Consider the following 21,448-nt stretch of genomic DNA (forward strand, 5'->3'; position numbering starts at 1 on the left):
CGGCTCAAGGATAGCCCTCGAGCACGCTCTTCGCGCCGAACCAGCGGAACATAAGCGGCAAGAGGAGCGGGCTGAACATCGCCTTGACGACGAGGCGCCGGAGCCAGGGACGCGATCGCCTCGAGGGGATGAAGACGCGTGCGAAACCGGCCGCATCCGCCTGGCGTTTGGCGACCGCGGGCTTGAGCTTCGTTTCATAGGCGGCGAAGGCGCTTGCGAAATTGCCGTCATGGCGTGCGAGCTCTTGCGCGATCACGTAGGCGCCCGCCATCGCCATGTGCGAGCCTTGGCCGGCCAGCAAGGTGAGACAGCCGCAGGCATCGCCGAGAAGCGCGACGCGGCCTTTCGACCAGCGCGGCATCACGATCTGGGTCAGGCTGTCGAAATAGATCGGCTCATGACCCCGATACGCCTTCAGCATGTCCTCGGCGATCCAGCCCGCGCCGTCATAGGCGTGGCGCACGAAGGCGAGGCGCTCATCGCGCGGCACATGAGTTTCACCGTGCCGGAACACGTAGGTGGCATCCATGCGCGTGTCGTCGAGCGGATAATAGGCGGCGACACGATCGGTCTCCTCGTAGAGATTGAGCGCGTGCCCGAGATGGAATTTGTGATCAGCGAGGTGGTAGGCGGCCACATAGGCCCCGAGGAAGCGCGCGAACTGCGCCTCGTCGCCGAACACGAGCCGGCGAATTTGCGAGTGCACGCCGTCGGCGCCGAACACCAGGGCGAAATCGCCCGCACTGCCGTCATCGAACGTGACGTGCACACTGTCCTCCCGCGCGTCGAGCGCCGTCACCTCGCGGCCGAAGTCGACGGCGACGCCTGCTTGCGCCGCCCGGTCGTATAGGATGCGTTCGAGGTCCGAGCGGCGCAGATAGACATATTTGCCGCCGAGCGCCTGGCCGACCCGGGTGAGCGGCATCGACGCATAGACGTGGCCCGCGGCATCGACAAAGTTGAATCGTTCGATGGGGTAGCGGATGGCGCGGAGCTTGTCGGTCAGGCCGAGACGCTCGGCCACGTCCCAACCCGAGCCGAAGAAGTCCATCATATAGCCTTCGGCGCGTAACCCTTTGTCGCGCTCGACCACGGTGAGGTCGTGGCCTTGCTCTTTCAGCAGGGTGGCGAGCGTCAGCCCGGCGATGCCGGCGCCTGAGATCAGGATTTTGCCTAGGATCTTGCCATTGATGGCCATTGCCGCGCCTTTCCTTAGCCGCCGCTCTTCGAGCCTCGCTTCGCTCGCGCCTCAGGATGACGGGCTTTTGCTTTGCCGTACCCGCCGCCGGTCGGTGTTTTGATGACGATCGCCTCGCCCGCCTGGATGACCGTCTGATCGGCGCCTTTCAGCCGCTCCAACCGGCCGGTCTTGCGCTTCACCCAGTTCTCGCCCGTCTGGCCGGGATCGCCGCCCTTGGTCCCGAAAGGACGGATCTTCCGGAAGCCCGACAGGATGGCGCAGTTCATCTCCTCGAGGAAGCGGATGACGCGCAGCGTCCCGTCGCCGGCGCGCCATTCGCCCTTGCCGCCGGAGCCGCGCGCGATCTCGAACCGCTCCAGCAGAACCGGATAGCGCAGCTCAAGCACCTCGGGGTCCGTGAGCCGCGAGTTGGTCATATGGGTCTGCACCGCCGCCACGCCGTCGAAGCCGGAGCCGGCCGGCGCGCCCGAGCAGATCGTCTCGTAATATTGGAACTGCGCGTTGCCGAAGGTGAGATTGTTCATGGTGCCTTGCGCCGAACCCAGCACGCCGAGCGCGCCATAGAGACAATTCACGATGGTCTGGCTCGTCTCCACATTGCCGCCGGCGACCGGCGCCGGATAGTTCGGCTTTAACAACGAGCCCTTCGGCACCACGATCTTGATATGCCGCAGGGAGCCGGCGTTGAGCGGGATGTCGTCGTCCACCAGCGTGCGGAACACGTAGAGCACGCATGCCCGGGTGATCGGCTCCGGCGCATTGAACGTGGTCGCGGTCTGCGCGCTGGTGCCGGTGAAATCGACGACAGCCTTCTTGGCCTGCTTGTCGATGGTGATGGCGACCTTGATGCGGCTTCCCTGATCGGTCTCCACCTCGAAGCGCGAATTCTTGAGCTTGGCGATGACCGCGCGCACAGCCTCCGCCGCGTTGTCCTGCACATGGCCCATATAGGCGGTCACCGTGGCGAGCCCGTAATGGCGGACCATCTTGCGGAGCTCGATGACACCCTTCTCGTTGGCCGCCACCTGCGCCTTGAGGTCGGCGATATTCTGCTCGACGTTCCGCACCGGATAGGGGGCTTCCGTGAGCAGCGTCCGCACGTCCTTCTCCTGGAAGCGGCCGCGTCCCACCAGCTTGAACGGATCGATGTAGACGCCTTCCTCCTCGATCGACGTGGCCTTGGGGCTCATGGAGCCCGGCGCGATGCCGCCGATATCGGCGTGGTGGCCGCGCGCGGCGACGAAGAACAAGAGGTCGGAACTGTTCTCGGCGAAGACCGGCGTCACCACGGTGATGTCGGGGAGATGCGTGCCGCCGTTGTAAGGCGCGTTCAACATCCACACATCGCCCGGCCTCAAATCGTCGCCCACCTCGCGCAGGATCGTCTCCACGCTGCGGTCCATGGAGCCGAGATGTACGGGGATATGCGGCGCGTTGGCGATCAGGCGGCCGCGTGCATCGAAGATGGCGCAGGAGAAGTCGAGCCGCTCCTTGATGTTCACCGATCGGGCCGTGTTCTGCAGCGCATAGCCCATCTGCTCGGCGACCGACACGAACAGATTGTTGAACACTTCGAGCATGACCGGATCGGCACGCTTGCTGACCTTGGCTTCCGTCTTCTTCTTGGTGCGCGTGAGCAGCAGATGATTCTTGGCGGTCACCTCCGCCTGCCAGTCGGGCTCGACCATCACGGTCTGATGGTCCTCGATGAGAAGCGCCGGTCCGTCGAGGCGCATGCCGGGCGCGAGGCCGGCGCGCAGATAGACCGGCGCGTCATGCCAGGCGCCATGGGTGAACACGTCCGCGCGGGTATGCGGCTCCGGGGACGGCGCCATGTTCGCCGTCGCGGCATCCTGCTCGGCGATGAGCGCGCCGCCGCCGACGCCTTCGACCTCGACCGCCTCGATCTCGATATCCTTCTCCGGGCTGATGAAGCCGAAGCGTTGCTGGTGGGCGATCTCGAACAGGGCGCGCATGCCGCGCAATGAGCCGACCGGTACCGGCAGCGCGCTATCGGTGCCCGCATAGCGGAGATGGGCTTGCGCCGTGACCTTGACCCCATCCGCGGCGATGCCCTGGCGCACCAGCTCCTCCCGGACCTGGACCGCGAGCGGCGCGGTGATCCCGGCGAGCGCGGCGAGGCCGTTGTCGTCGAAGCGCTCCAGCACCGCTTGCGTGCGCGTGGCGCGCAAGCTCGCGAGCCCCATGCCGTAGGCCGACAGCACGCCGGACAGCGGATGCAGCAACACGGACTTGATGCCGAGCGCGTCGGCCACGAGACAGGCATGCTGCCCGCCGGCGCCGCCGAACGAGTTCATCACATACTCGCCGACGTCGTAGCCGCGTTGCACGGAGATCGTCTTGATCGCGTTCGCCATATTCTCCACGGCGATCCGGATGAAGCCGTCGGCGATCTCTTCCGGATCGCGTCCGTCGCCGACCTTTCGCGCCAGCGCCTTGAACGCCTTCGCCACCGCGCCGCGATCGAGGGGCCGATCCTGCGCGGGGCCGAAAATATGCGGGAAGAAGTCCGGCTGAAGCTTGCCCGTCATCACATTGGCGTCGGTGACGGTGAGCGGGCCGCCACGGCGATAGGCGAGGGGCCCCGGATCGGCGCCGGCCGAGTCGGGGCCCACGCGGAATCGCGCGCCGTCGAAATGCAGGATCGAGCCGCCGCCTGCGGCCACCGTATGGATGAGCATCATCGGCGCGCGCACCCGCGCCCCCGCCACCACGCTCTCCGAGGTCCGCTCGTAGGTGCCGTCGTAATGGCAGACATCGGTCGAGGTGCCGCCCATGTCGAAGCCGATCACCTTGGCGAAGCCGGCCGCTTGCGCCGTCTCCACCGCCCCGACCACACCGCCTGCGGGCCCCGACAGGATCGCGTCCTTGCCACGGAACAGATTGGCCGACGTCAGCCCGCCAGAGGACTGCATGAACAGGAGCCGTGGGCTCTTCGCCGTTTGACCGGCCGACAGGGCCGACGCCACCTGATCCACGTAGCGGCGCAGGAGCGGCGAGAGATACGCATCGACCACGGCGGTATCGCCACGGCCGACGAACTTGACCAGCGGGCTCACCTCATGGCTCGCCGAGATTTGCGTGAAGCCGAGCGTGCGGGCGAGTTCCGCCGCCGCGTGCTCATGCTCCGGATAGGCGTAAGCGTGCATGAAGACGATGGCGACCGCCTCGATGCCGGCCTCCCGCGCGGCCGCCAACGCCGCGCCCGTGGCGTCGAGATCGAGCGGCACCTCCACGCTGCCGTCGGCGCGCACCCGCTCCGGCACCTCCGCCACCTGGGCATAGAGCATCGAAGGCTTCTCGATCTGCCGGGCGAAGATTTTGGGCCGAGCCTGGTAGCCGATCTCGAGCGCGTCCTTGAAGCCTTGGCTGACCACGAGCAGCACGGGATCGCCCTTGCGCTCGAGCAGCGCGTTGGTGGCGACGGTGGTGCCCATGCGCACGCTGCCGATCGTCTCGGGCGGCAGGCGCTTGGCGCGCGGCGTGCCGATCAGGTCGGCGATGCCGGCGATGGCGGCGTCCGGATAGGCTTCCGGGTTCTCGGAGAGGAGCTTGGCGGTAACGAGCCTGCCGTCAGGCGCCCGCGCCACGATATCGGTGAAGGTGCCGCCGCGATCGATAAAGAATTGCCAGTTGCCGCTCATGATTGCGGAGTTACCCGCATCAGGCGATGCGCTTCAAGCCCGCCGCGTATTGTTTCCAACGCCGCACATAGACATCGGCCCCCCGGGCGATCATGGCCCGGGCCTTGTCGTCGGTCTCGCGCACGGCTTTGGCGGGCGAACCGAGGATCACGGAATTTGTCGGGAAATTCCTTGCCCTCGGTGATGAGGCGTTGGCGCCGACCAGGCAATTGGCGCCGATCTTCGCGCCGTTCAGGATCGTCGTGCCCATGCCGATCAGGCTGTTATCGCCGATGATGCAGCCATGCAGCACCACGTTATGGCCGATGACGCAGTCCTTGCCGATGGTGAGCGGGAAGCCGGGATCGGTGTGCAGCGTGGCGTTGTCCTGGATTTGCGAGCGGGCGCCGATATCGATCCACTCATTGTCGCCGCGCAGGACCGCGCCCCACCAGATGCTGACATCGGAATGGAGCCGCACCCGGCCGACCACCGAGGCCGTCTCCGCCACCCAATAAAGACCGTCGGCCGGAAATTCGGGCTCTCGCCGTCAAGCTCGTAGATCGCCATGGCCGCTCCTCATGCCCTCGTTTATGCCTCGCCCGGCCTTGAATACGCGTCTGGGGCCGTCTTGTCATGCCCGTGGACCCTGTCAGCCTTTCCGGATCACGGTGAGCGAGCCGTCGGTTTCGAGAACGACGCATTCAATCTCCGCCAGCGTCGTGCTTCCGCTGTCGCGCAACGCCGCCTGGATCTCGTCACGGGTTACCCGCTGCGCCCCCATGGCATCGTCCAAATAGGTGCCGTCGCGGACGAGAAGTGTGGGCTCGCTTTTGATCAGTTTCTCCACGGCCCGGAACCGCACCGAGAGCCAAGTGATGACGAACTGTAGGCCGATGAGGAGCGCCAAGGCGAGAACGCCCTCGGCGAGGGGAATCGAATTGTTGAGGATGACGGCCGCGAAGGTTGAGCCGAGCGCCACCGTCACCACGAGATCGAACGCGTTCATCTTGCTCAAGGAGCGTTTGCCGGACACGCGCAGCAGGACGATCAGCGCCCCATAGGCCAGGGTGCCGACCACGAGCACGCGGAGAAGTCCGAACCAGCTGTCGAAGAACATGGTGATCTCCAAAACGAGATGGGCGGCCGAAGCCGCCCATCCAGAATCTGCCAAAGTCCAGCGGTTACTCGACGGTCGTCTCGCTGTCCGTCGCGGCCCGCTTCTCGCGCTTCTCGCCAAGCCACACAAAGGTCGGCGCCGCCTCGAGCTGCTCCTTGGTGGCGTCGACGACGACGACAATGTCGCTATGCAACGGATCGTCGGCATCCACGGCTTCGGTCGTCTTGTCCTCGGTCTTGGCGTCCTTGTCGGTCTCGGTCTCGGCGTTCTTCTCCATGGCGTCCTCCGAGCGGAATTTCAGCGCGTCGAACGGCACGCCGACATCCTTCTCGCCGAGGCCAAGGAAACCGCCGACGCCGATGGTCACGGCGACGACCTTGCCTTTCTCGTTGAGGATCACGTTGTTGATCTCACCGAGGGTCTGGCCGCCTTCATTCTGCACGGTGCGGCCGAGCAGGGCTTGCGCCGTCCAGTCGGTCGGCTCCTGGCGCGTCACGTAGTTGAAAGCGGGCGGCGTGGGCTTTTCGTCCTTCGCCTGCTCTTCGGTGCCCTTGACGTCGGTCTCCTCGGTCACCTTCTCGGCCATGGCCTTGTCATCCATGGCCTTGTCGGTCTTCGGCTCGGCCATCGGCGTGGCGTCGTCCGCCTCGGCCGTCTTGGCCGGCTTGGCGATCTCGGTGTTGAGCGCCTTGGCTTCCTTCAGATGCTCCTTCAAGGCGGGCAGCGTATCGCCGGCCCAGTTTTTGAGCGCCTCGTTGTCGCCGGATTCGGCGTAAGCCGCGAACAGGCTCACGGCCTTCTCATGGGCCGCGACTTGCATCGGCACATAGGCCTTGTCGAACGCTTCACCCGAAGCGCTGTTCAACTCGTCGAGTTTGGCCTTGTGCGCCTCGTCGAGCTCCGCCGGCAAGGTCGCCTTGATGTCCTCGTCCTTCACCAGCGCCTTCAGGTCCTTGCTCGTCGCGGTGTGGTCCTCGACCATCTCCTCGCCGAAGTCCTGAACGTCCTCGTGCTTGGCCTTCTTGGCCGCGAGGTCGCCCGACTGGATCTCGAACATGTCGCTGATGGCGACCTTGTTCACGAAGTCTTGGGTGGAAACGGTTTCGGCGAAGGCGGGCGCGCTCGCCAGTAGCGGCAAGGTAAGCGCTAGCGCTGCCGCAAAAGCGGTTCGTGTCATCATATTGCTCCTATTTGTCTTTGGCCGCGGTGGGCGCGGCGCGGGGGCGTTTCTGTGCACGATCAACGGTGGACGGCCGCGCTCGGTTCCATCGTTCCGCCGCATTGCCAGGGGCACAACCTTGAGCCGGCTCCGGCCGCGCCCTAGTGTGGCGCGTGACGATGGGTGCCACGCGACGGGTGGGTGGTACGCGACGATCGCCTGAACAGGGGGAACGATGGGACGACAGCTTGTCCGTCTGGCCGCGAGTTTGATGGTGACGTTCGGCGCCGGCGTGCTCGACGCCGCGGCCGAGCCGCTGCCTGTCGCGCCGCCGAGCCAAAGCCTCGTGCAACCCGTCTGGGGTTTCAACGGCTCCTGCGATCCGATCGACTTCGACAGCGTGAAGATCGAATACCGCCGCGACCGCGGCTATCAGCTCACCATCACTGGCATCAAGCCCTACACAAACATGGAAGTATCGCTGAACAGCGAGCCCTATGACCGCAAGCCGGCTTACTTGCGGACCGTGGTCGTCGGTTGCGTCAAGAACTTCATCGTGGTGCCGCTGGAAACGCCCTATTACCTCACCGTGCCCCTGGCCCCGCTCATGGGCACCAAAGGGGTCGAGATCGTCGGCGCCTCGGGCAGCGTCCGCCGCAACGCCCCCCGGCGATAGAGGGCGGGGCCGAAGCCCCTTGTACGCCTGGCCCCCCCGGCTATGAGGGGGCGCCCCTTAAGGCCAATCTCGAAGGTGAAGTGAGCCTCACATGAGTTCCGAAGCGTCCCATCGCCCGGCGTCGCACGGCGGCGGCAACCCGCTGGTTATCCTCATTATTTCGCTGTGCGCGGCCATCGTCATGGCCGGCGGCTGCGGCATCGTGCTGGAGGCGTTCGTCATCGCCGCCGCCAATCTTTTCGAGCTCGGCAGCACCTTTGTCTGGGTCGCGAGCGCGGCCAACGCTGCTCTGGTTCTCTGGCTTGGGCTGTGGACCTTCGCCCGCTCTTGGCATGTCGAGCGACGCTTGCGGGCCGGCCTCGAGGTCGACGAGCCCAGCTGGTCGATCCTCGCCAATTTTCGGGCTTAACCGCCGGTTTCCGGTAGAAACGCGCATTCATGCCGCGCGATTATGCAATGCGGCTCGGACGAAAAGTCCATATGCTCTGACCAAAGCAACAACCCGTGGGGGAGTTCGGCAATGTCGGTTTGGGGAAAGCTCGCAGGCGCGGCCGCCGGGCTCGCGGTTGGAGGTCCGATTGGGGCGCTGCTGGGCGGCGTAGCAGGCCATTACGCCATCGATCGTGATCAGGAGCAGGACGGGCCGGCCGAGAACCAGGTCGCCTTCACCGTGGGCGTGATTGCGCTCGGCGCCAAGATGGCCAAGGCCGACGGCGTCGTCACCATGGACGAGGTCAACGCCTTCAAGGAGGTGTTCAAGGTTCCCGAGGGCGAGATGAAGAACGTCGCGCGCGTCTTCAATTTGGCCAAGCAGGACGTGGCCGGCTACGAGGCCTATGCCGAGCAGCTCGCCACCATGTTCAAGGGGAACCGCAAGCTGCTCGAGGACGTGCTCGAGGGCCTGTTCCATATCGCCAAGGCGGACGAAGCCTTGCATCCGGGCGAGGAGGAGTTCCTGTCCCAGGTGGCCAAGCGCTTTGGCCTCACCGCCACCGAGTTCAGCTACATCAAGGCGCGCCATGTGGTCGCCGCCAAGCGCAATCCGTATGACGTGCTCGGCATCGAGCCGTCGATCAGCATGGAAGATCTCAAGAGCCAGTACCGCAAGCTGGTCGCCGACAACCATCCCGACAAGCTGATGGCCCGCGGTGTGCCCAAGGAGTTCATCGCCATCGCCACCGAGAAGGTAGCGACCATCAACGAGGCCTATGACGTGATCGCCAGAGAGCGCGGTCTATAGGTGACGGCCAGCGACGTCAGTCCCGCGACGGCGGTCGTCCGGTAGTCACCGCCTCCGTTCGTTACGATTGCCCGGTCAATGCCGGGCAATGATACAAGCAGACACCATGACCGCCGCCCCCGACAGCAAGCTCGCCACTTCGTGGTGCCCGTCGCCGAACTACGAGCCACGGCGCGAAGGCCGCGTGCCCGACATGCTGATCCTGCATTACACCGGCATGGAAACCTCGGACGCGGCGCTCGATTGGCTGACGCGCGAGGAGGCAAAAGTCTCCGCCCATTATCTCGTCGACGAGGCGGGCCGCATTGACCAGATCGTGGCGGAGGAGATGCGCGCTTGGCATGCAGGGCAGAGCTATTGGGCCGGCGAGACCGACCTCAATTCCTGTTCTATCGGCATCGAGATCCACAACCCGGGCCACGAGTTCGGCTATCCGGACTTTCCCGATGTGCAGATGCAAGCGGTCGAAGCGCTCTGCCGTGACATCTTGAGCCGTCAGGACATCCCGGCCGCGCGCGTCCTCGCCCATTCCGACATCGCCCCGGGGCGCAAGCGCGACCCCGGCGAGCGCTTCGACTGGGCGCGCCTTGCCCGCGCCGGTGTCGGCCTGTGGGTCGAGCCGGCGCGCTCGGGACCGACGAGGGCTTCGGCCCCGGCGACGAGAATGAAGAGGTCCGCCGAGCTGCAGCGCGGGCTGCAGGCGTTCGGTTACGGGGTGGAGGTCACCTCGACCTTCGGCAAGGGCTTGGAGCAGGTGGTCGAAGCGTTTCAGCGCCACTACCGCCCCCTCCGGGTAGACGGCCGAGCCGACGCCTCCACCCGCGAGACGCTGGCCCGGCTGCTCGCCGCCGCGCGCCGCGCCGCGGCCACCTCCTAGCAGCCAGTCCTGGCCGCAAAGAATGGGCCCGCCCCGAAGCACGGAGCGAGCCCAAAGAGAACAACGAGAACACTGCTTCGTCTAAGATCGCGCTGCTAGTGCATGCTCTGATAGGCGGTATGCGCCTTGCGGGCATTCCGCTTCGGATGCTGCATGAATTCAGACATCGCCGACTGGCTACCGAAGCAATAGGTCTTGCCGTCGAGCTGTGAGTTGATGCTGCAATCCGTCTTGATGGCCTGGCCATGCGCTAGGGCCATTGCATCCATATTCTCATATTCGCCTGTCGCGGCGAGCGCGGCCGAGGCAAGCCCGAGCATGAGGACGCTGACGACGGATGTGGTCGAGAAGATCCGAAACATAACTGCCCTCCCAGATTCGATTTCTTAGGATGCGCCGCCATGCGGTCCCTAGAGGGCACGCCGCTCGCGGACGCGGGGCCGACTCTACGCGCGCGCCGGCCGGCAGGAGAGCGTTGGTGGCGGCAAGCGTTAAGGAGGGCTTGGCGGGGTCGGGCGATCTTTAGTCAGATCAGCCGCGCAGTTTCGTAAATCCGTTCCGGCGTGCGGCGGACTCAAGGAAGGCGCAAGGAAAAGGCCCGCCCCAGGAGGCGGGGCGGGCCTTTGGCGACTAGGAGGGTACGGGGGAGTCTAGGTCCTAGTGCTTGCTCTTGTAGTAGGTGTCGGCCTTGGCGAGATTGCCGGCCGGGTCCTTCATAAACAGCGTTTTGGCCGTCTCGTTCCCGAAGCAATACGTTTTGCCGTCGACCTCGGCATTGATCGAGCAATCTGTCTCCACGTCCTGGCCGAGCGCCAGACCCATGGTGCACATATTGTCGTACTCGCCGGTCGTCGCCGCGGTGGCCGCGGTGGCGAACAGCACGGCGCCGGCCATCGCGGAAGCGAGAAGAAGTTTTTTCATGTGGTTTCCTCCAAGTGGGATAGCGCGGCGGGGGAGAGACCCCGTCGTCGCCCGTGACAAGACTCTATGGGAATCTAACGCAAAGCTATGTGACTCGGGTCACCGACCGCCGGTCACAACTTCGCGAGCGGCCGCAAAACCGGTAAGGAAAAAGGCCCGCCGTTGAGGCGGACCTTTTCTGAGATCGTTGGCAAAAATCGCTGACGGCTTGCTTACAGCGTTTCGTCGAAGTCCATGCCTTCGAACGTATAGCGGTCGACCTGGGTCCAGACGCCGTCCTCCTGCACCGGGACCTTGTGGACCTTGACGTTGTTGACCTTGAGCTTGCCGGTCTTCTCGTCCACCCAGAAGTCGATGTCGTAATATTCGTCTTTGCTGCCCGGCTTGCGGAAGTCGGTGCAAGCGAAGTAATCGCCGTCATTCTTCAGATGGCGCACGGGCCGGTGCATCTCGACGAATTGCAGCTTGAGATCCTCACCCGTCTTGTCGTCCTTGATGGTGATGTTGCCGTCATCGTCCTTGTTCTCGACGATGTAGTCGTTGATCGCGGCCATCACCTGCCAAGCGCGCGCCCCTTCGATGCTGCCGGGATGCTCCTGCACTGGCAGCCACCACCAGGCCACCGGAAGACGCGTGATCATGAAGTAGCCGTCGCCGTCGCGCTTCGGGCCCTTCTGCACGCGGATGTCCATCAGGGTCAGGTCTTGGCCCTCAGGCTTGAACCAGAAGTCGATGGCGTATTGCTTCTTGGGTTCGTCCTTGTCGTGGAAGATGACATTGGCGAACCAGCCATAGCCCTCCATGCCGCGCACGATCTTGATCTCCTCGTAGACGAGGTTGAGATCGGTATCGAGCTTGGGATCGTGGAACACGAAGGCGCCATCCTTGGAGCGGTCGGCCAGGACCTCCTGGACGCGCGCGTTCACGTCCTTGTCGGTGAAGATCTTGGCGCCGGAGGCGGCCTTGGCTTCCTGCTCCTCGAGGAATTTCTTCGCCTTGGCGATATTGCCGGCGGGGTCTTTGAGGAAGGCCGACTTTGAATTCTCGCTCGAGAAACAGTAGACCTTGCCGTCCTCGTCGGTCCAATTCACCGAGCAATCGGTGTTGACCATCTGGCCGTCGGCCAATCCCATGGCGCAGCTGTCGTCGAACTCGCCGTGACCGGGAGCGGGGGACATCGCCATATCGTCGGCGGCGTGGGCGAAAGACAGGGTGCCGAGGCACAGGATTGCGGCCAGCGCCGTTGAGCGCACCAGCGAGACAAGGAGCCGATCGGCGAACATATCAGTCATTGTCTTGATTTCCTTGGGTGTTTCTTGTTGGAGTCCGAGTGATCGCTGTTGTAGTCCGGCAGACGCCATCCGGTATGTGACTTAGGTCACCATACGGAGTCACTGCCGCGACGCCCGCAGGCGAGGGGGCGTCTCTTCCTCGTCGGCCGCGGCGTAGCGCGCCAGCGCCGGCCGATCGATCACCTCGATCGATCCACGCGACGAGCGTACCCACCCCATCCGCTCCCACTCGGACAGATAGCGGCTGATGACCTCGCGCACGCTGCCGAGATCGAGCGCCAGTTGCTGATGGGTTTTGGATACGACGCCGCGCGCGCCGTCTCCGCCAGCAGCCGCCGCGCCAGTCTCAGATCGAGGCTGGCGAAGGCCACCTCGTCCACGAGCATGATGAGGCTTGACAGCAGATCCCCGTAATTGCCGAGAACGTAGTGCCGGAATTTCGGCGAGGAGATCATCAGCCGGTGAAAGACGCTCGACGGCAGCGCGGCGAGAAGAACGTCGGCCTGCGCGGTGCTTTCGGCGGGGAAGGGGTTGCCGGCGATCAGGCAAGAGGTGGTGAGCACGCAGGTCTCGCCCGGGCCCACCTGATACAGCAGGATCTCGCGCCCGGCCTCCGACGTCTTGAAGATCCGGGTCTGTCCCTCGATGCACATGACGTAGTTGTGGCAGATCTGCCCCTGGTGGTAGGCGATGTCGCCTTCGCGCAGCCGGTTGAACTGCGTTGCACCCATCAGCTCCGCCTTCGCCTCCGGCTCGAGTTCGGCGAGTTCGGGGAAGGCGTTGAACCAGCGGGTGATCAGGACTTGGTTTTGCATCGTGCGATTGGGGTGTTGTAAAAGCTCGCGGCCGAAGCGCGTGGCCCAAGGGTTTCAGCGGTTTCACCGGCCAAAAGGCGCGAAAGAAAGCGCCGGCGCGGCGGATCGTCGCTAGAATATGGGAACAAGCGGCAATTGGCCGATCAAAATGCCGTTACGAGGGCGGGCAATAGGGGAGGTGGCGTTAAACATGCTGCCGCCTCAGCGACTTGACGCGAGCCCCGCCGAGCCCCTTATTTATGGGGTCAGCAAGCCGGATGGCCGCTCCGCCAGTATTGCGTATCAGGCGGGGAGGAAAGTCCGGGCTCCACGGAAACACGGTGCCGGATAACGTCCGGCGGGGGCGACCCCAGGGAAAGTGCCACAGAAAGCAAACCGCCCGCCCTCGCTTCGGCCAGGCGGGTAAGGGTGAAAGGGTGCGGTAAGAGCGCACCGCGTCCTTGGCAACAGGGATGGCAGGGCAAACCCCACCGGGAGCAAGACCAAATAGGGGTCGCGCGGACGAGCAATCGTCCAAGTCTGTTTCCAGACAAGCGACCCGGGTTGGTTGCACGAGGCGCTTCGCAAGATGCGCCCCAGATGAATGGCCATCGTCTCGCATTGCGAGACACAGAACCCGGCTTACAGGCTTGGTGACATGCTTATGACCGGCGCGTAGGGCAACCCCCTCGCGCCGGTCTCCAGTTTTAAACGCCTTTTTTCCCAACTGTGGCGAAACCGAAGCGGCGCTCGAGCGTTCAGTCTACACATTGATACTGGCGGCTAACGAAAGGAGACCTGCCATGCTCGGTTGGGCTTTGACATTTCTGGTAATCGCACTCATCGCCGGCCTGTTCGGCTTCGGCGGGATTGCCGGCGCTTCGGCGAGTATTGCGCAGATCCTATTCTTCATCTTCCTGGTTCTGCTGGTGATCTCGCTCGTCATGCACTTTGTGCGTCGCGCATAGCGCCCACACGGTCTGAATACGACAACGGCCGGTCCGGATGATCTCCGGGCCGGCCGTCTCGTCGAGAAGCGCGGGAGGAAGTGCGCCTCTGGGGCTAGGGTGCCGCGCTAGGCGGCGAGCTCGAAGCGATCCGCGTTCATCACCTTGTTCCAGGCCGCCACGAAGTCGGTCACGAACTTCTCCTTTGCGTCCACCTGGCCATAGACCTCGGCGAGCGCCCGGAGCTGAGAGTTCGAGCCGAAGACGAGGTCGACACGGGTTCCGGTCCACTTCACCTCGCCGCTCTTGCGGTCGCGTCCCTCGAACACCTCCGCGTCGTCCTCGGACGGCTTCCATTCCGTGCTCATGTCGAGCAGGTTCACGAAGAAGTCGTTGGTGAGGGCACCAGGCTGCCCGGTGAGGACACCGTGCTTGGACTGCCCGTAATTGGCGTTCAACGCACGCATGCCGCCAAGAAGAACCGTCATCTCAGGCGCGGTCAGCGTCAGGAGCTGCGCCTTGTCGACGAGCAGTTCCTCCGCCGAGATGGTGTATTTGGTCTTCTCGTAGTTGCGGAAGCCATCCGCCATCGGCTCGAGGACGTCGAACGACTCCACATCGGTCTGGTCCTGCGAGGCGTCCGTGCGGCCCGGCGCGAAGGGCACCGTGACGTCGTTGCCGCCGGCCTTGGCGGCCTGCTCGACGCCCCGCGCACCGGCGAGAACGATCAGGTCGGCCAGCGAGACTTTCTTGCCGCCGGCCGCGCCGTCGTTGAACGCCTGTTGGATGCCTTCGAGAACGCCGAGCACCTTGGCGAGCTTTTCGGGCTCGTTGACCTCCCAGTCTTTCTGGGGGCTGAGACGGATCCGTGCGCCATTGGCGCCGCCGCGCTTGTCGGAGCCGCGGAACGTCGAAGCCGACGACCAGGCGGTCGAGACCAGATCCTGGATCGAAAGCCCTGACCGAAGGATCTTCGCCTTGAGGTCGGCGATGTCCCTGCGCGTCGACCAGGGGATGATCCACCGCGGGGATCGGGTCCTGCCAGAGATCCTCGGCTGGGACTTCGGCGCGAGATAGCGCGACTTCGGCCCCATGTCGCGATGGGTCAGCTTGAACCACGCACGGGCGAACGCGTCGGCGAACTCGTCCGGGTTGGCATGGAAGTGACGCGAGATCTTCTCGTAGTCCGGGTCCATGCGCATCGCCATGTCGGCGGTCGACATCATGAGCGGCAAACGGACGGAAGGATTCTCCGGATCCGGCGCCATGTCCTCTTCCCTGAGATTCTTCGCGTGCCACTGGCCAGCGCCCGCGGGGCTCTGACCCAGCTCCCACTCGTAGCGGAACAGGACGTCGAAATAGCCGTTGTCCCATTTCGTCGGGTTCGGCGTCCAGGCGCCTTCGAGGCCGCTGGTGATGGTGTCGCGGCCCTTGCCGCTCTTCCACGTCGACAGCCAACCGAAACCTTGAGCCTCCATGGGAGCGGCTTCGGGCTCGGGGCCGACTTGGTCGACCGGACCGGCGCCGTGCGTCTTGCCGAAGGTGTGGCCGCCGGCCGTTAGCGCGACGGTCTCATAGTCGTTCATCGCCATGCGGGCGAAGGTCTCGCGAATATCGTGGGCCGAGGCGAGGGGGTCGGGTTTCCCGTCGGGGCCTTCGGGGTTCACGTAGATGAGGCCCATCTGGACGGCGGCGAGCGGGTTTTCGAGTTCGCGGTCGCCGGAATAGCGTGCGAGCTCGTGATCGCTCGTGGCGAGCCACTCGGTCTCCGCGCCCCAGTAGACGTCCTCCTCGGGCTCCCAGATGTCCTCACGTCCGCCGGCGAACCCGAAGGTCTTGCCGCCCATCGACTCGATGGCGCAGTTGCCGGCGAGGATGAAGAGATCGGCCCAGGAAATCTTGTTCCCGTATTTCTGCTTGATCGGCCACAGCAGCCGGCGCGCCTTGTCGAGGTTGCCGTTATCCGGCCAGCTGTTGAGCGGCGCGAAACGCTGCGAGCCCGATCCGCCGCCACCGCGGCCATCGGCGGTGCGGTAGGTACCGGCGCTGTGCCACGCCATTCGAATGAACAGACCGCCATAGTGCCCGTAGTCGGCCGGCCACCAATGCTGCGAGTCCGTCATCAGCGCATACAGGTCCTCTTTCAGCGCCTTGAGGTCGAGCTTCTTGAACTCTTCCGCGTAGTTAAAGTCCTTGCCCATGGGGTCGGACTTGGCGGAGTTCTGGCTTAGAATTCTGAGGTTGAGCTGGTTCGGCCACCAGTCGCGATTGGTCAGCATGCTCAAGCTGGTGACGCCGTGCGCCACGGGGCAACCGCCCGCTTTATTGACTTTTTGATCCATGGTCGTCTCCGATCGGAACTCTGTTGGGTGAATTGCAGTGCGCGCCGGGAGGCGGAGCATGCGTCTACCTTAGAATAAGTGCAAATCGAATTTGCCTATGTAGTCGATCAGAAAATCTTATGGGCAAGGGCGGATGCGGGAGAGGCCGGGACGCCTGCTAGCCGCCGAGAAAATCCCGGATCAGATCGAGCGTCGCCGCCGGCTGCTCCTCTTGCGGCATGTGTCCGCAGCCTCGACCAATTTGAGGGTGGAGTTGGGGAGCGTGCGCCGCAGCTTGAGCCCGACGTCGAACGGCACGATGCGGTCGTGGTCGCACCACACGATGAGGGTCGGCATCTCGATCGACTTGTAGCGCTCGGAGATCTCGTCCAGGCCCTCGGGCATGATCTGGCGCGCGCTATGGATGATGGCGTGCTTGCCGGCCGCGGTCCTGAGCGGCGCGGCATAGGTTTCGACCTCTTCGTCGTCGATCTTGCTGTTGTCGAGATAGGCGATGCGCAGCGCGATGCGCGTCTGCATCGCCGGCGGCACCATGCGCACGCCCACATGCGAGAACAGGGGCATGTCCAGCATGCGGAAGAAGACCGGGATGTCTTGCGGGTAGGCGATCGTGTCGAGCAGCACAAGCTTGGTGATGCGGCCCTTGAGCCGCTCGTCGTCGCTCAACGAAAGCACCAGGCGACACCGCCGCCGAAAGAATGGCCGACAAGGGTCAAGTCGTGCAGGTCACGGTCGACGATCAGTTGCGCCAGCAGCTCGGCCTGGTCGAACACCGAGTAGCGGGTGTCGAACGGCTTGTCGGACTGGCCGAAGCCTTTGAGGTCGACGGCGATGACCCGGTGGTCTTGCGCGAGCTCGGGCGCGATGCCCCGCCATGTATATGTGCTGGCGCCGAAGCCGTGAATGAGGAGCACCGGCGGCCCGCTGCCCTCTTCTTCATAGAAGAGCTTCACCGGCGCGTCGGGCGGTCCGAGCCGGGCGAACCACGGCCCGTCGCCGGCGCTGTGGGCCCCGGGCGCGCAGGCGACAAGCCCAAGCAGGGCCAGCGCGGCTAAGCCGCACGCCGCGTTCAGCTTTCTCATTGCCATTGCCGCAAAGGTCCGTCGCCCTCGTTCCGGCTGCCAGTGGGCGCCTCGAATACGCAAACTCTAAGGCCAGCCCCGACGGCGAATCATTTGGCCGGGCGGCGTTAACCTTCCCGTCTTTGTACCGTGCTTCGTGCGCAAGCGGCAATTGGCCTCGCAACCCAAATGCGGCCGGGACGTTCGTCTCTGGCGCGCCGTTTTCCCTCGAAAAACCCCCGCCTGCCCGGCAGTTTCCATTGACGCCCATGTAATCCCATGCTATCCCATTAATGCCCGTTCGGTGAGTGGGGTGGGGGAAGCAGGCAGCTGCTTCCTTAGAGGCCACGGGGGGATTCAGCGCCGCTTCCTCCACCCATTTTTCTCGAAGATCGGGCGCCTGCGCCGAAGCGCCGTTTGTTCATCCAGTCCAATCCAGTCGGCTTCGATGCGCGTGAGGGGGAGATGGACCAGTTTGTCTCGACATTCACCAACAAGATCGACACCAAAGGTCGCGTCTCGGTTCCCGCTTCTTTCCGCACCGTCCTCGCCAAGGACGGCCTCGACGGCATCTACTGCTATCCTTCGCTCGATGCGCCGGCGCTCGACGCCGGCGGTCAGCGCCTCATCGACAAGATCAATCATTTGGTCGAAGACCTCGCGCCCTATTCCGATGAGCGCGATCAGCTTGCTACGGCGCTCTTCGGCACCAGCGAAATCCTCACCATCGATCAGGACGGCCGTACGATTCTGTCGGAGCGTCTGCGCGAGCACGCGGGGATTACCAGCCACATCACTTTTGTCGGGCTGGGCGAAAAATTTCAGCTCTGGGAGCCGGAGCGCTTTGACAAGCATTTGGCGGAGTCGCGCAACAAAGTGCGTGACCTTCGCAAGTTACTCGGCGCGGGGCGTCGCGGAAGCGGCGGGCCAGAGGGAGCACGGGAATGATGGCGGGTCGTGGCAGCATGGCTGCCGCTGGCGGACCGGCTCGCCACATTCCGTGATGCTCTCCGAGGTCCTGGCGGCGCTTCAGCCTAAGGACGGCGACATCATCGTCGACGGCACGTTCGGCGCCGGCGGCTATGCCAAGGCCATCCTCGACGCGGCCGACTGCAAACTCATCGCCATCGATCGCGACGAACAGGCCTTCGCCTTGGGCGGCGAATTGGCCGAAGCCTATCCCGGACGCCTCATGGCGGTGCTCGGCCGTTATTCCGAGATGGAGGCGCTGGCCGAGAGCGAAGGCTTCGCATCCGTCGACGGCGTGACGCTCGATCTTGGCGTCTCCTCCATGCAGCTCGACCAGGCGGAGCGCGGCTTCTCCTTCGCCAAGGACGGCCCCCTCGACATGCGCATGGGCGGCGACGGGCCGACGGCCGCCGACATCGTCAACACCCTGTCCGAAGCGGAACTGGCTCAAATCATTTACGTTTTCGGCGAGGAGCGGCGCTCGCGCGCCATCGCCAAGGCCATCGTCGCCAGCCGCGCCGAAGCGCCCATCACGCGCACGGGCGAGCTGGCCGACATCGTCGCCCGCGTGCTCGGCCGCCGCCACGACGACCCCAAGCACCCCGCCACGCGGACCTTCCAGGCCTTTCGTCTCTATCTCAATGCGGAGCTCGACGAGCTCGCCGACGGGCTCGCCGCCGCCGAAAGGCTGCTGAAAGCCGGTGGCCGGCTGGCCGTGGTCACCTTCCATTCGCTCGAGGACCGCATCGCCAAGCGCTTCTTCGCCAGCCGGTCCATGGCCGGTCCGCGCGGTTCCCGGCACCTTCCCGAGACCGGGCGCGAAGAATTTGCACCAAGCTTCCAGCTTCTTAACCGTCGGCCTTTAGAACCCAGTAACGATGAGATTCGGCGGAACCCGCGGGCCCGCTCGGCACGGCTCAGGGCCGGGAAACGCACCGCGGCGCCGGCTCATCCGCTGGATCTTGCGCGCTCGGGGTACCGAGGCTTCACGGCTGAGGGGCGCGCAAGGTCGGCGCGTAAGGGTCGGCGTGTAAGGGTAATTGTAGGGGGACGCGGGCGTATTTCCGCGCGAGTTGTACCATGTTGCGTTTCGTCAATATCTGCCTCGTCCTCGGGCTCGTGGCGCTCGCCTATGTCATCTATCAGGCGAAATACGAGGCCCACGCCCTCGATGAGCGCATCATCGTCCTCAACAAGGAGATCGAGACCGAGCGCGACGCGCTCGCCGTGCTGCGCGCCGAGTGGAGTCTGCTCAACCGGCCCGAGCGCATTCAGCGGCTGGCCAAGAAATATCTCAAGCTCAGCCCTGCCCATCCCCAGCAGCTTCTGATTCTCGACGAGGTCACCGACCGCGACTTCGAGCGCGCGCGTGTCCAGGAGACCGCGAGCACCGCGGGGCCGGGCACGGCCAAGGCAGCAACCAATTAAGCAGAGTAGCCCGTTGCGCGAGACCGACAGATCCGATCCCGCCGAGGCGCGCGCCGCGCGCGCCTACCACGCCCGTTGCCGGTACCGCTTCCGCTTGGCGTGCCTCGGCTTTGCCGTGGCCTTCGTCATGATCGGCGGACGGCTGGTGACGCTGGGCTTCGCCGGTACCGAGAAAAGCAGCGGCGGCGGCTACGACATCTCCACCACGGTGCACCGTCCCGACATCTTCGACCGGAACGGCCGGCTGTTGGCGACCGACATTCGCGGCGCCACGCTCTACGCCGATCCGAAGCGGGTCATCGACTGGGACGAGCTCGCCGAGCAGGTCGCCAGCGTGCTGCCAAGCGTCAACGCCAAGAGCTTGCGCAAGCGGCTTGCCGGCGGCAGCCGTTTCGTCCGCATCAAGCGTGAGCTGACCCCGAAGCAGCAGGCCGAGATCCACGAGCTGGGCCTGCCCGGCTTGGGCTTCATCGAAGAATATCGCCGCGTCTATCCCGTCGGCGCCACCGCCAGCCATGTGGTCGGCCTCGTGGACGTGGACAATCGCGGCCTCGCCGGCATCGAGAAATTCGTCGACGACAACCCGCAGCTCACCATGATGAGCCCGCAGACGGATTCCGGCGACGAGTCCGTCACCATCTCCCTCGACGTCGGCGTGCAGCATGTGTTGCGCGAGGAGCTCAAGACGGCGATGGACACCTATAAGTCCAAGGCCGCCGCCGGCATCGTCATGGATGTCCGTTCCGGCGAGGTACTGGCGCTCGCCTCGCTGCCCGACTACGACCCGAACCATCGCGAGCAGGCGCTCGACAAGGACCGGCTAAACCGCATCGGCTTCGGCGTCTATGAGATGGGCTCGGTGTTCAAGGTGTTCACCACGGCCGGCGTGCTCGACTATGGGCTCGCCAATCTGAACACCAAATACGATGCCTCGAGCCCGATCCACTCCGGTCGCTTCACCATCAGCGATTATCACGGCAAAGGGCGCCCGCTCACCGTACCCGAGGTCTTCATCTATTCGTCGAATGTCGGCTCGGCCAAGGAGGCGCTTCATATGGGGGTCACGCGCCATCGCGCCTTCCTCGAGAAGCTCGGCCTGCTGGCGCCGGTCACCACGGAGCTTGGACCGAGCGCCTCGCCGATCGTCCCCACGCATTGGCAAAAGCTGAACACCATGACCATCGCCTTCGGCCACGGCCTGTCGGTGACGCCGCTCCAGCTCGTCACCGCCACGGCGCCGCTGGTCAATGGCGGTTTCGCCGTTCAGCCGACCTTCCTGCCGCGCTCGGCGGAAGATGCCATGAGCGCCTCGCCGCGCGTGCTGAAAGAGCAGACCAGCCTTGCCATGCGCAAGCTGATGCGCATGAACGTGGAGAAGGGCACCGGCAAGAACGCCGACGCGGAAGGTTATCGTGTCGGCGGCAAGACCGGCACGGCGGAGAAAGTGGTCAAGGGACGCTACAGCTCCTCGGCCTTGCTCACGAGCTTCCTCTCGACCTTCCCGACCGACGACCCGCGCTATGTCGTGCTGGTCATGCTCGACGAGCCGCAGAGGGTCGCCGTCACCCATGGCTATGCCACGGCCGGATGGAACGCCGCCCCCACGGTGGGCAAGATCGTCGCCCGCATCGGCCCGATCCTCGGCATTCAGCCCAAGCTCGAGGACGGCAAGGGCCGGTTTGACGCCAAGGTTTCCGCCACCTATTAGAGTCTGTCCGCTTTCGCGGGGACGTGGCCAAGCCCTTGAATTCTTCAAGGAAACGGCCCTGTATGGGGT

20 protein-coding genes, 1 other RNA gene and 2 pseudogenes are annotated in these 21,448 nt (G+C 64.6%); 10 read left to right on the forward strand and 13 right to left on the reverse strand.

Annotated features, from left to right (window positions below):
• Positions 1-4: 4 nt before the first annotated feature.
• The 5 genes and pseudogenes from AUC69_RS08630 to AUC69_RS08650 form a co-directional block, all read right to left on the reverse strand.
• A complete protein-coding gene (locus AUC69_RS08630; RefSeq protein WP_069441795.1) occupies positions 5-1,198 on the reverse strand; it encodes an FAD-dependent monooxygenase in 1,194 nt (397 codons plus the stop codon).
• 14 nt (positions 1,199-1,212) lie between these two features.
• On the reverse strand, positions 1,213-4,866 hold the full coding sequence (locus AUC69_RS08635) for a hydantoinase B/oxoprolinase family protein (RefSeq protein WP_069441796.1): 3,654 nt from the start codon (positions 4,864-4,866) through the stop codon (positions 1,213-1,215).
• 19 nt (positions 4,867-4,885) lie between these two features.
• Positions 4,886-5,415 (reverse strand): annotated as a pseudogene (locus AUC69_RS08640) (gamma carbonic anhydrase family protein).
• An 82-nt stretch (positions 5,416-5,497) separates the two neighbouring features.
• A complete protein-coding gene (locus tag AUC69_RS08645) occupies positions 5,498-5,965 on the reverse strand; it encodes a DUF421 domain-containing protein (RefSeq protein ID WP_069441845.1) in 468 nt (155 codons plus the stop codon).
• A gap of 64 nt (positions 5,966-6,029) precedes the next feature.
• Positions 6,030-7,142 carry a DUF4142 domain-containing protein gene (locus AUC69_RS08650; RefSeq protein ID WP_141700691.1) on the reverse strand — a complete coding sequence of 371 codons (1,113 nt, stop codon included), beginning with the start codon at positions 7,140-7,142 and terminating at the stop codon, positions 6,030-6,032.
• A 217-nt stretch (positions 7,143-7,359) separates the two neighbouring features.
• On the opposite strand from AUC69_RS08650, the gene AUC69_RS08655 reads away from it, so the two are divergent.
• From AUC69_RS08655 to AUC69_RS08670, 4 genes are all read left to right on the forward strand, one after another.
• Complete coding sequence (locus tag AUC69_RS08655) at positions 7,360-7,800, forward strand: hypothetical protein (RefSeq protein ID WP_141700692.1); 441 nt, start codon at positions 7,360-7,362, stop codon at positions 7,798-7,800.
• 91 nt (positions 7,801-7,891) lie between these two features.
• Positions 7,892-8,209: a hypothetical protein gene (locus tag AUC69_RS08660; protein WP_069441799.1), complete on the forward strand. Its 318-nt coding sequence runs from the start codon at positions 7,892-7,894 to the stop codon at positions 8,207-8,209.
• Between the two features lie 111 nt (positions 8,210-8,320).
• A complete protein-coding gene (locus tag AUC69_RS08665; protein ID WP_069441800.1) occupies positions 8,321-9,040 on the forward strand; it encodes a TerB family tellurite resistance protein in 720 nt (239 codons plus the stop codon).
• 106 nt (positions 9,041-9,146) lie between these two features.
• Positions 9,147-9,917 (forward strand): N-acetylmuramoyl-L-alanine amidase, encoded by a 771-nt coding sequence (locus AUC69_RS08670; RefSeq protein WP_083239247.1) that lies wholly within the window; start codon positions 9,147-9,149, stop codon positions 9,915-9,917.
• 95 nt (positions 9,918-10,012) lie between these two features.
• Here the strand turns inward: AUC69_RS08670 and AUC69_RS08675 are convergent, their stop codons facing one another.
• The 5 genes from AUC69_RS08675 to AUC69_RS08690 form a co-directional block, all read right to left on the reverse strand.
• Positions 10,013-10,279 (reverse strand): hypothetical protein, encoded by a 267-nt coding sequence (locus AUC69_RS08675; RefSeq protein ID WP_069441802.1) that lies wholly within the window; start codon positions 10,277-10,279, stop codon positions 10,013-10,015.
• 295 nt (positions 10,280-10,574) lie between these two features.
• Entirely contained in the window at positions 10,575-10,838 is a 264-nt protein-coding gene (locus AUC69_RS08680) for a hypothetical protein (protein ID WP_069441803.1), read from the reverse strand.
• Between the two features lie 212 nt (positions 10,839-11,050).
• Positions 11,051-12,130, reverse strand: coding sequence for a hypothetical protein (locus AUC69_RS08685; protein ID WP_141700693.1), 1,080 nt, complete (start codon positions 12,128-12,130; stop codon positions 11,051-11,053).
• 99 nt (positions 12,131-12,229) lie between these two features.
• The gene (locus AUC69_RS19690; RefSeq protein ID WP_425283519.1) at positions 12,230-12,379 is read right to left on the reverse strand and encodes a hypothetical protein; all 150 of its coding nucleotides are present in this window, start codon (positions 12,377-12,379) and stop codon (positions 12,230-12,232) included.
• The gene (locus AUC69_RS08690; protein WP_141700694.1) at positions 12,310-12,945 is read right to left on the reverse strand and encodes a Crp/Fnr family transcriptional regulator; all 636 of its coding nucleotides are present in this window, start codon (positions 12,943-12,945) and stop codon (positions 12,310-12,312) included. The genes AUC69_RS19690 and AUC69_RS08690 overlap by 70 nt, the downstream gene beginning before the upstream one ends.
• Before the next feature lie 245 nt (positions 12,946-13,190).
• Between AUC69_RS08690 and rnpB the strand changes: the two genes are divergently transcribed.
• An RNA gene (gene rnpB, locus AUC69_RS08695) (RNase P RNA component class A) lies at positions 13,191-13,585 on the forward strand.
• A 142-nt stretch (positions 13,586-13,727) separates the two neighbouring features.
• Entirely contained in the window at positions 13,728-13,892 is a 165-nt protein-coding gene (locus tag AUC69_RS08700; RefSeq protein ID WP_069441804.1) for a DUF1328 domain-containing protein, read from the forward strand.
• Between the two features lie 107 nt (positions 13,893-13,999).
• Here AUC69_RS08700 and katG read toward each other — a convergent pair whose 3' ends face one another.
• From katG to AUC69_RS08715, 3 genes are all read right to left on the reverse strand, one after another.
• On the reverse strand, positions 14,000-16,213 hold the full coding sequence (gene katG / locus AUC69_RS08705) for a catalase/peroxidase HPI (protein WP_244500173.1): 2,214 nt from the start codon (positions 16,211-16,213) through the stop codon (positions 14,000-14,002).
• 180 nt (positions 16,214-16,393) lie between these two features.
• On the reverse strand, positions 16,394-16,888 hold the full coding sequence (locus tag AUC69_RS08710; protein ID WP_141700695.1) for an alpha/beta fold hydrolase: 495 nt from the start codon (positions 16,886-16,888) through the stop codon (positions 16,394-16,396).
• On the reverse strand, positions 16,876-17,295 hold the full coding sequence (locus AUC69_RS08715) for an alpha/beta fold hydrolase (protein WP_069441806.1): 420 nt from the start codon (positions 17,293-17,295) through the stop codon (positions 16,876-16,878). Before AUC69_RS08715 ends, AUC69_RS08710 begins: the two co-directional genes overlap by 13 nt.
• Before the next feature lie 444 nt (positions 17,296-17,739).
• Here AUC69_RS08715 and mraZ point away from each other — a divergent pair, with 444 nt between their 5' ends.
• The 4 genes and pseudogenes from mraZ to AUC69_RS08730 all read left to right on the forward strand — a co-directional run bounded on the left by mraZ (position 17,740) and on the right by AUC69_RS08730 (position 21,379).
• The gene (gene mraZ / locus AUC69_RS08720; RefSeq protein ID WP_069441847.1) at positions 17,740-18,222 is read left to right on the forward strand and encodes a division/cell wall cluster transcriptional repressor MraZ; all 483 of its coding nucleotides are present in this window, start codon (positions 17,740-17,742) and stop codon (positions 18,220-18,222) included.
• Between the two features lie 55 nt (positions 18,223-18,277).
• Positions 18,278-19,114 (forward strand): annotated as a pseudogene (rsmH, locus tag AUC69_RS19695) (16S rRNA (cytosine(1402)-N(4))-methyltransferase RsmH); the annotation flags it as partial.
• A gap of 209 nt (positions 19,115-19,323) precedes the next feature.
• Entirely contained in the window at positions 19,324-19,671 is a 348-nt protein-coding gene (ftsL, locus tag AUC69_RS19700; RefSeq protein ID WP_425283517.1) for a cell division protein FtsL, read from the forward strand.
• Between the two features lie 13 nt (positions 19,672-19,684).
• Entirely contained in the window at positions 19,685-21,379 is a 1,695-nt protein-coding gene (locus tag AUC69_RS08730) for a peptidoglycan D,D-transpeptidase FtsI family protein (RefSeq protein ID WP_141700696.1), read from the forward strand.
• The last annotated feature ends 69 nt before the right edge of the window (positions 21,380-21,448 follow it).

This window comes from Methyloceanibacter superfactus (assembly GCF_001723305.1).
Lineage (GTDB): Bacteria > Pseudomonadota > Alphaproteobacteria > Rhizobiales > Methyloligellaceae > Methyloceanibacter > Methyloceanibacter superfactus.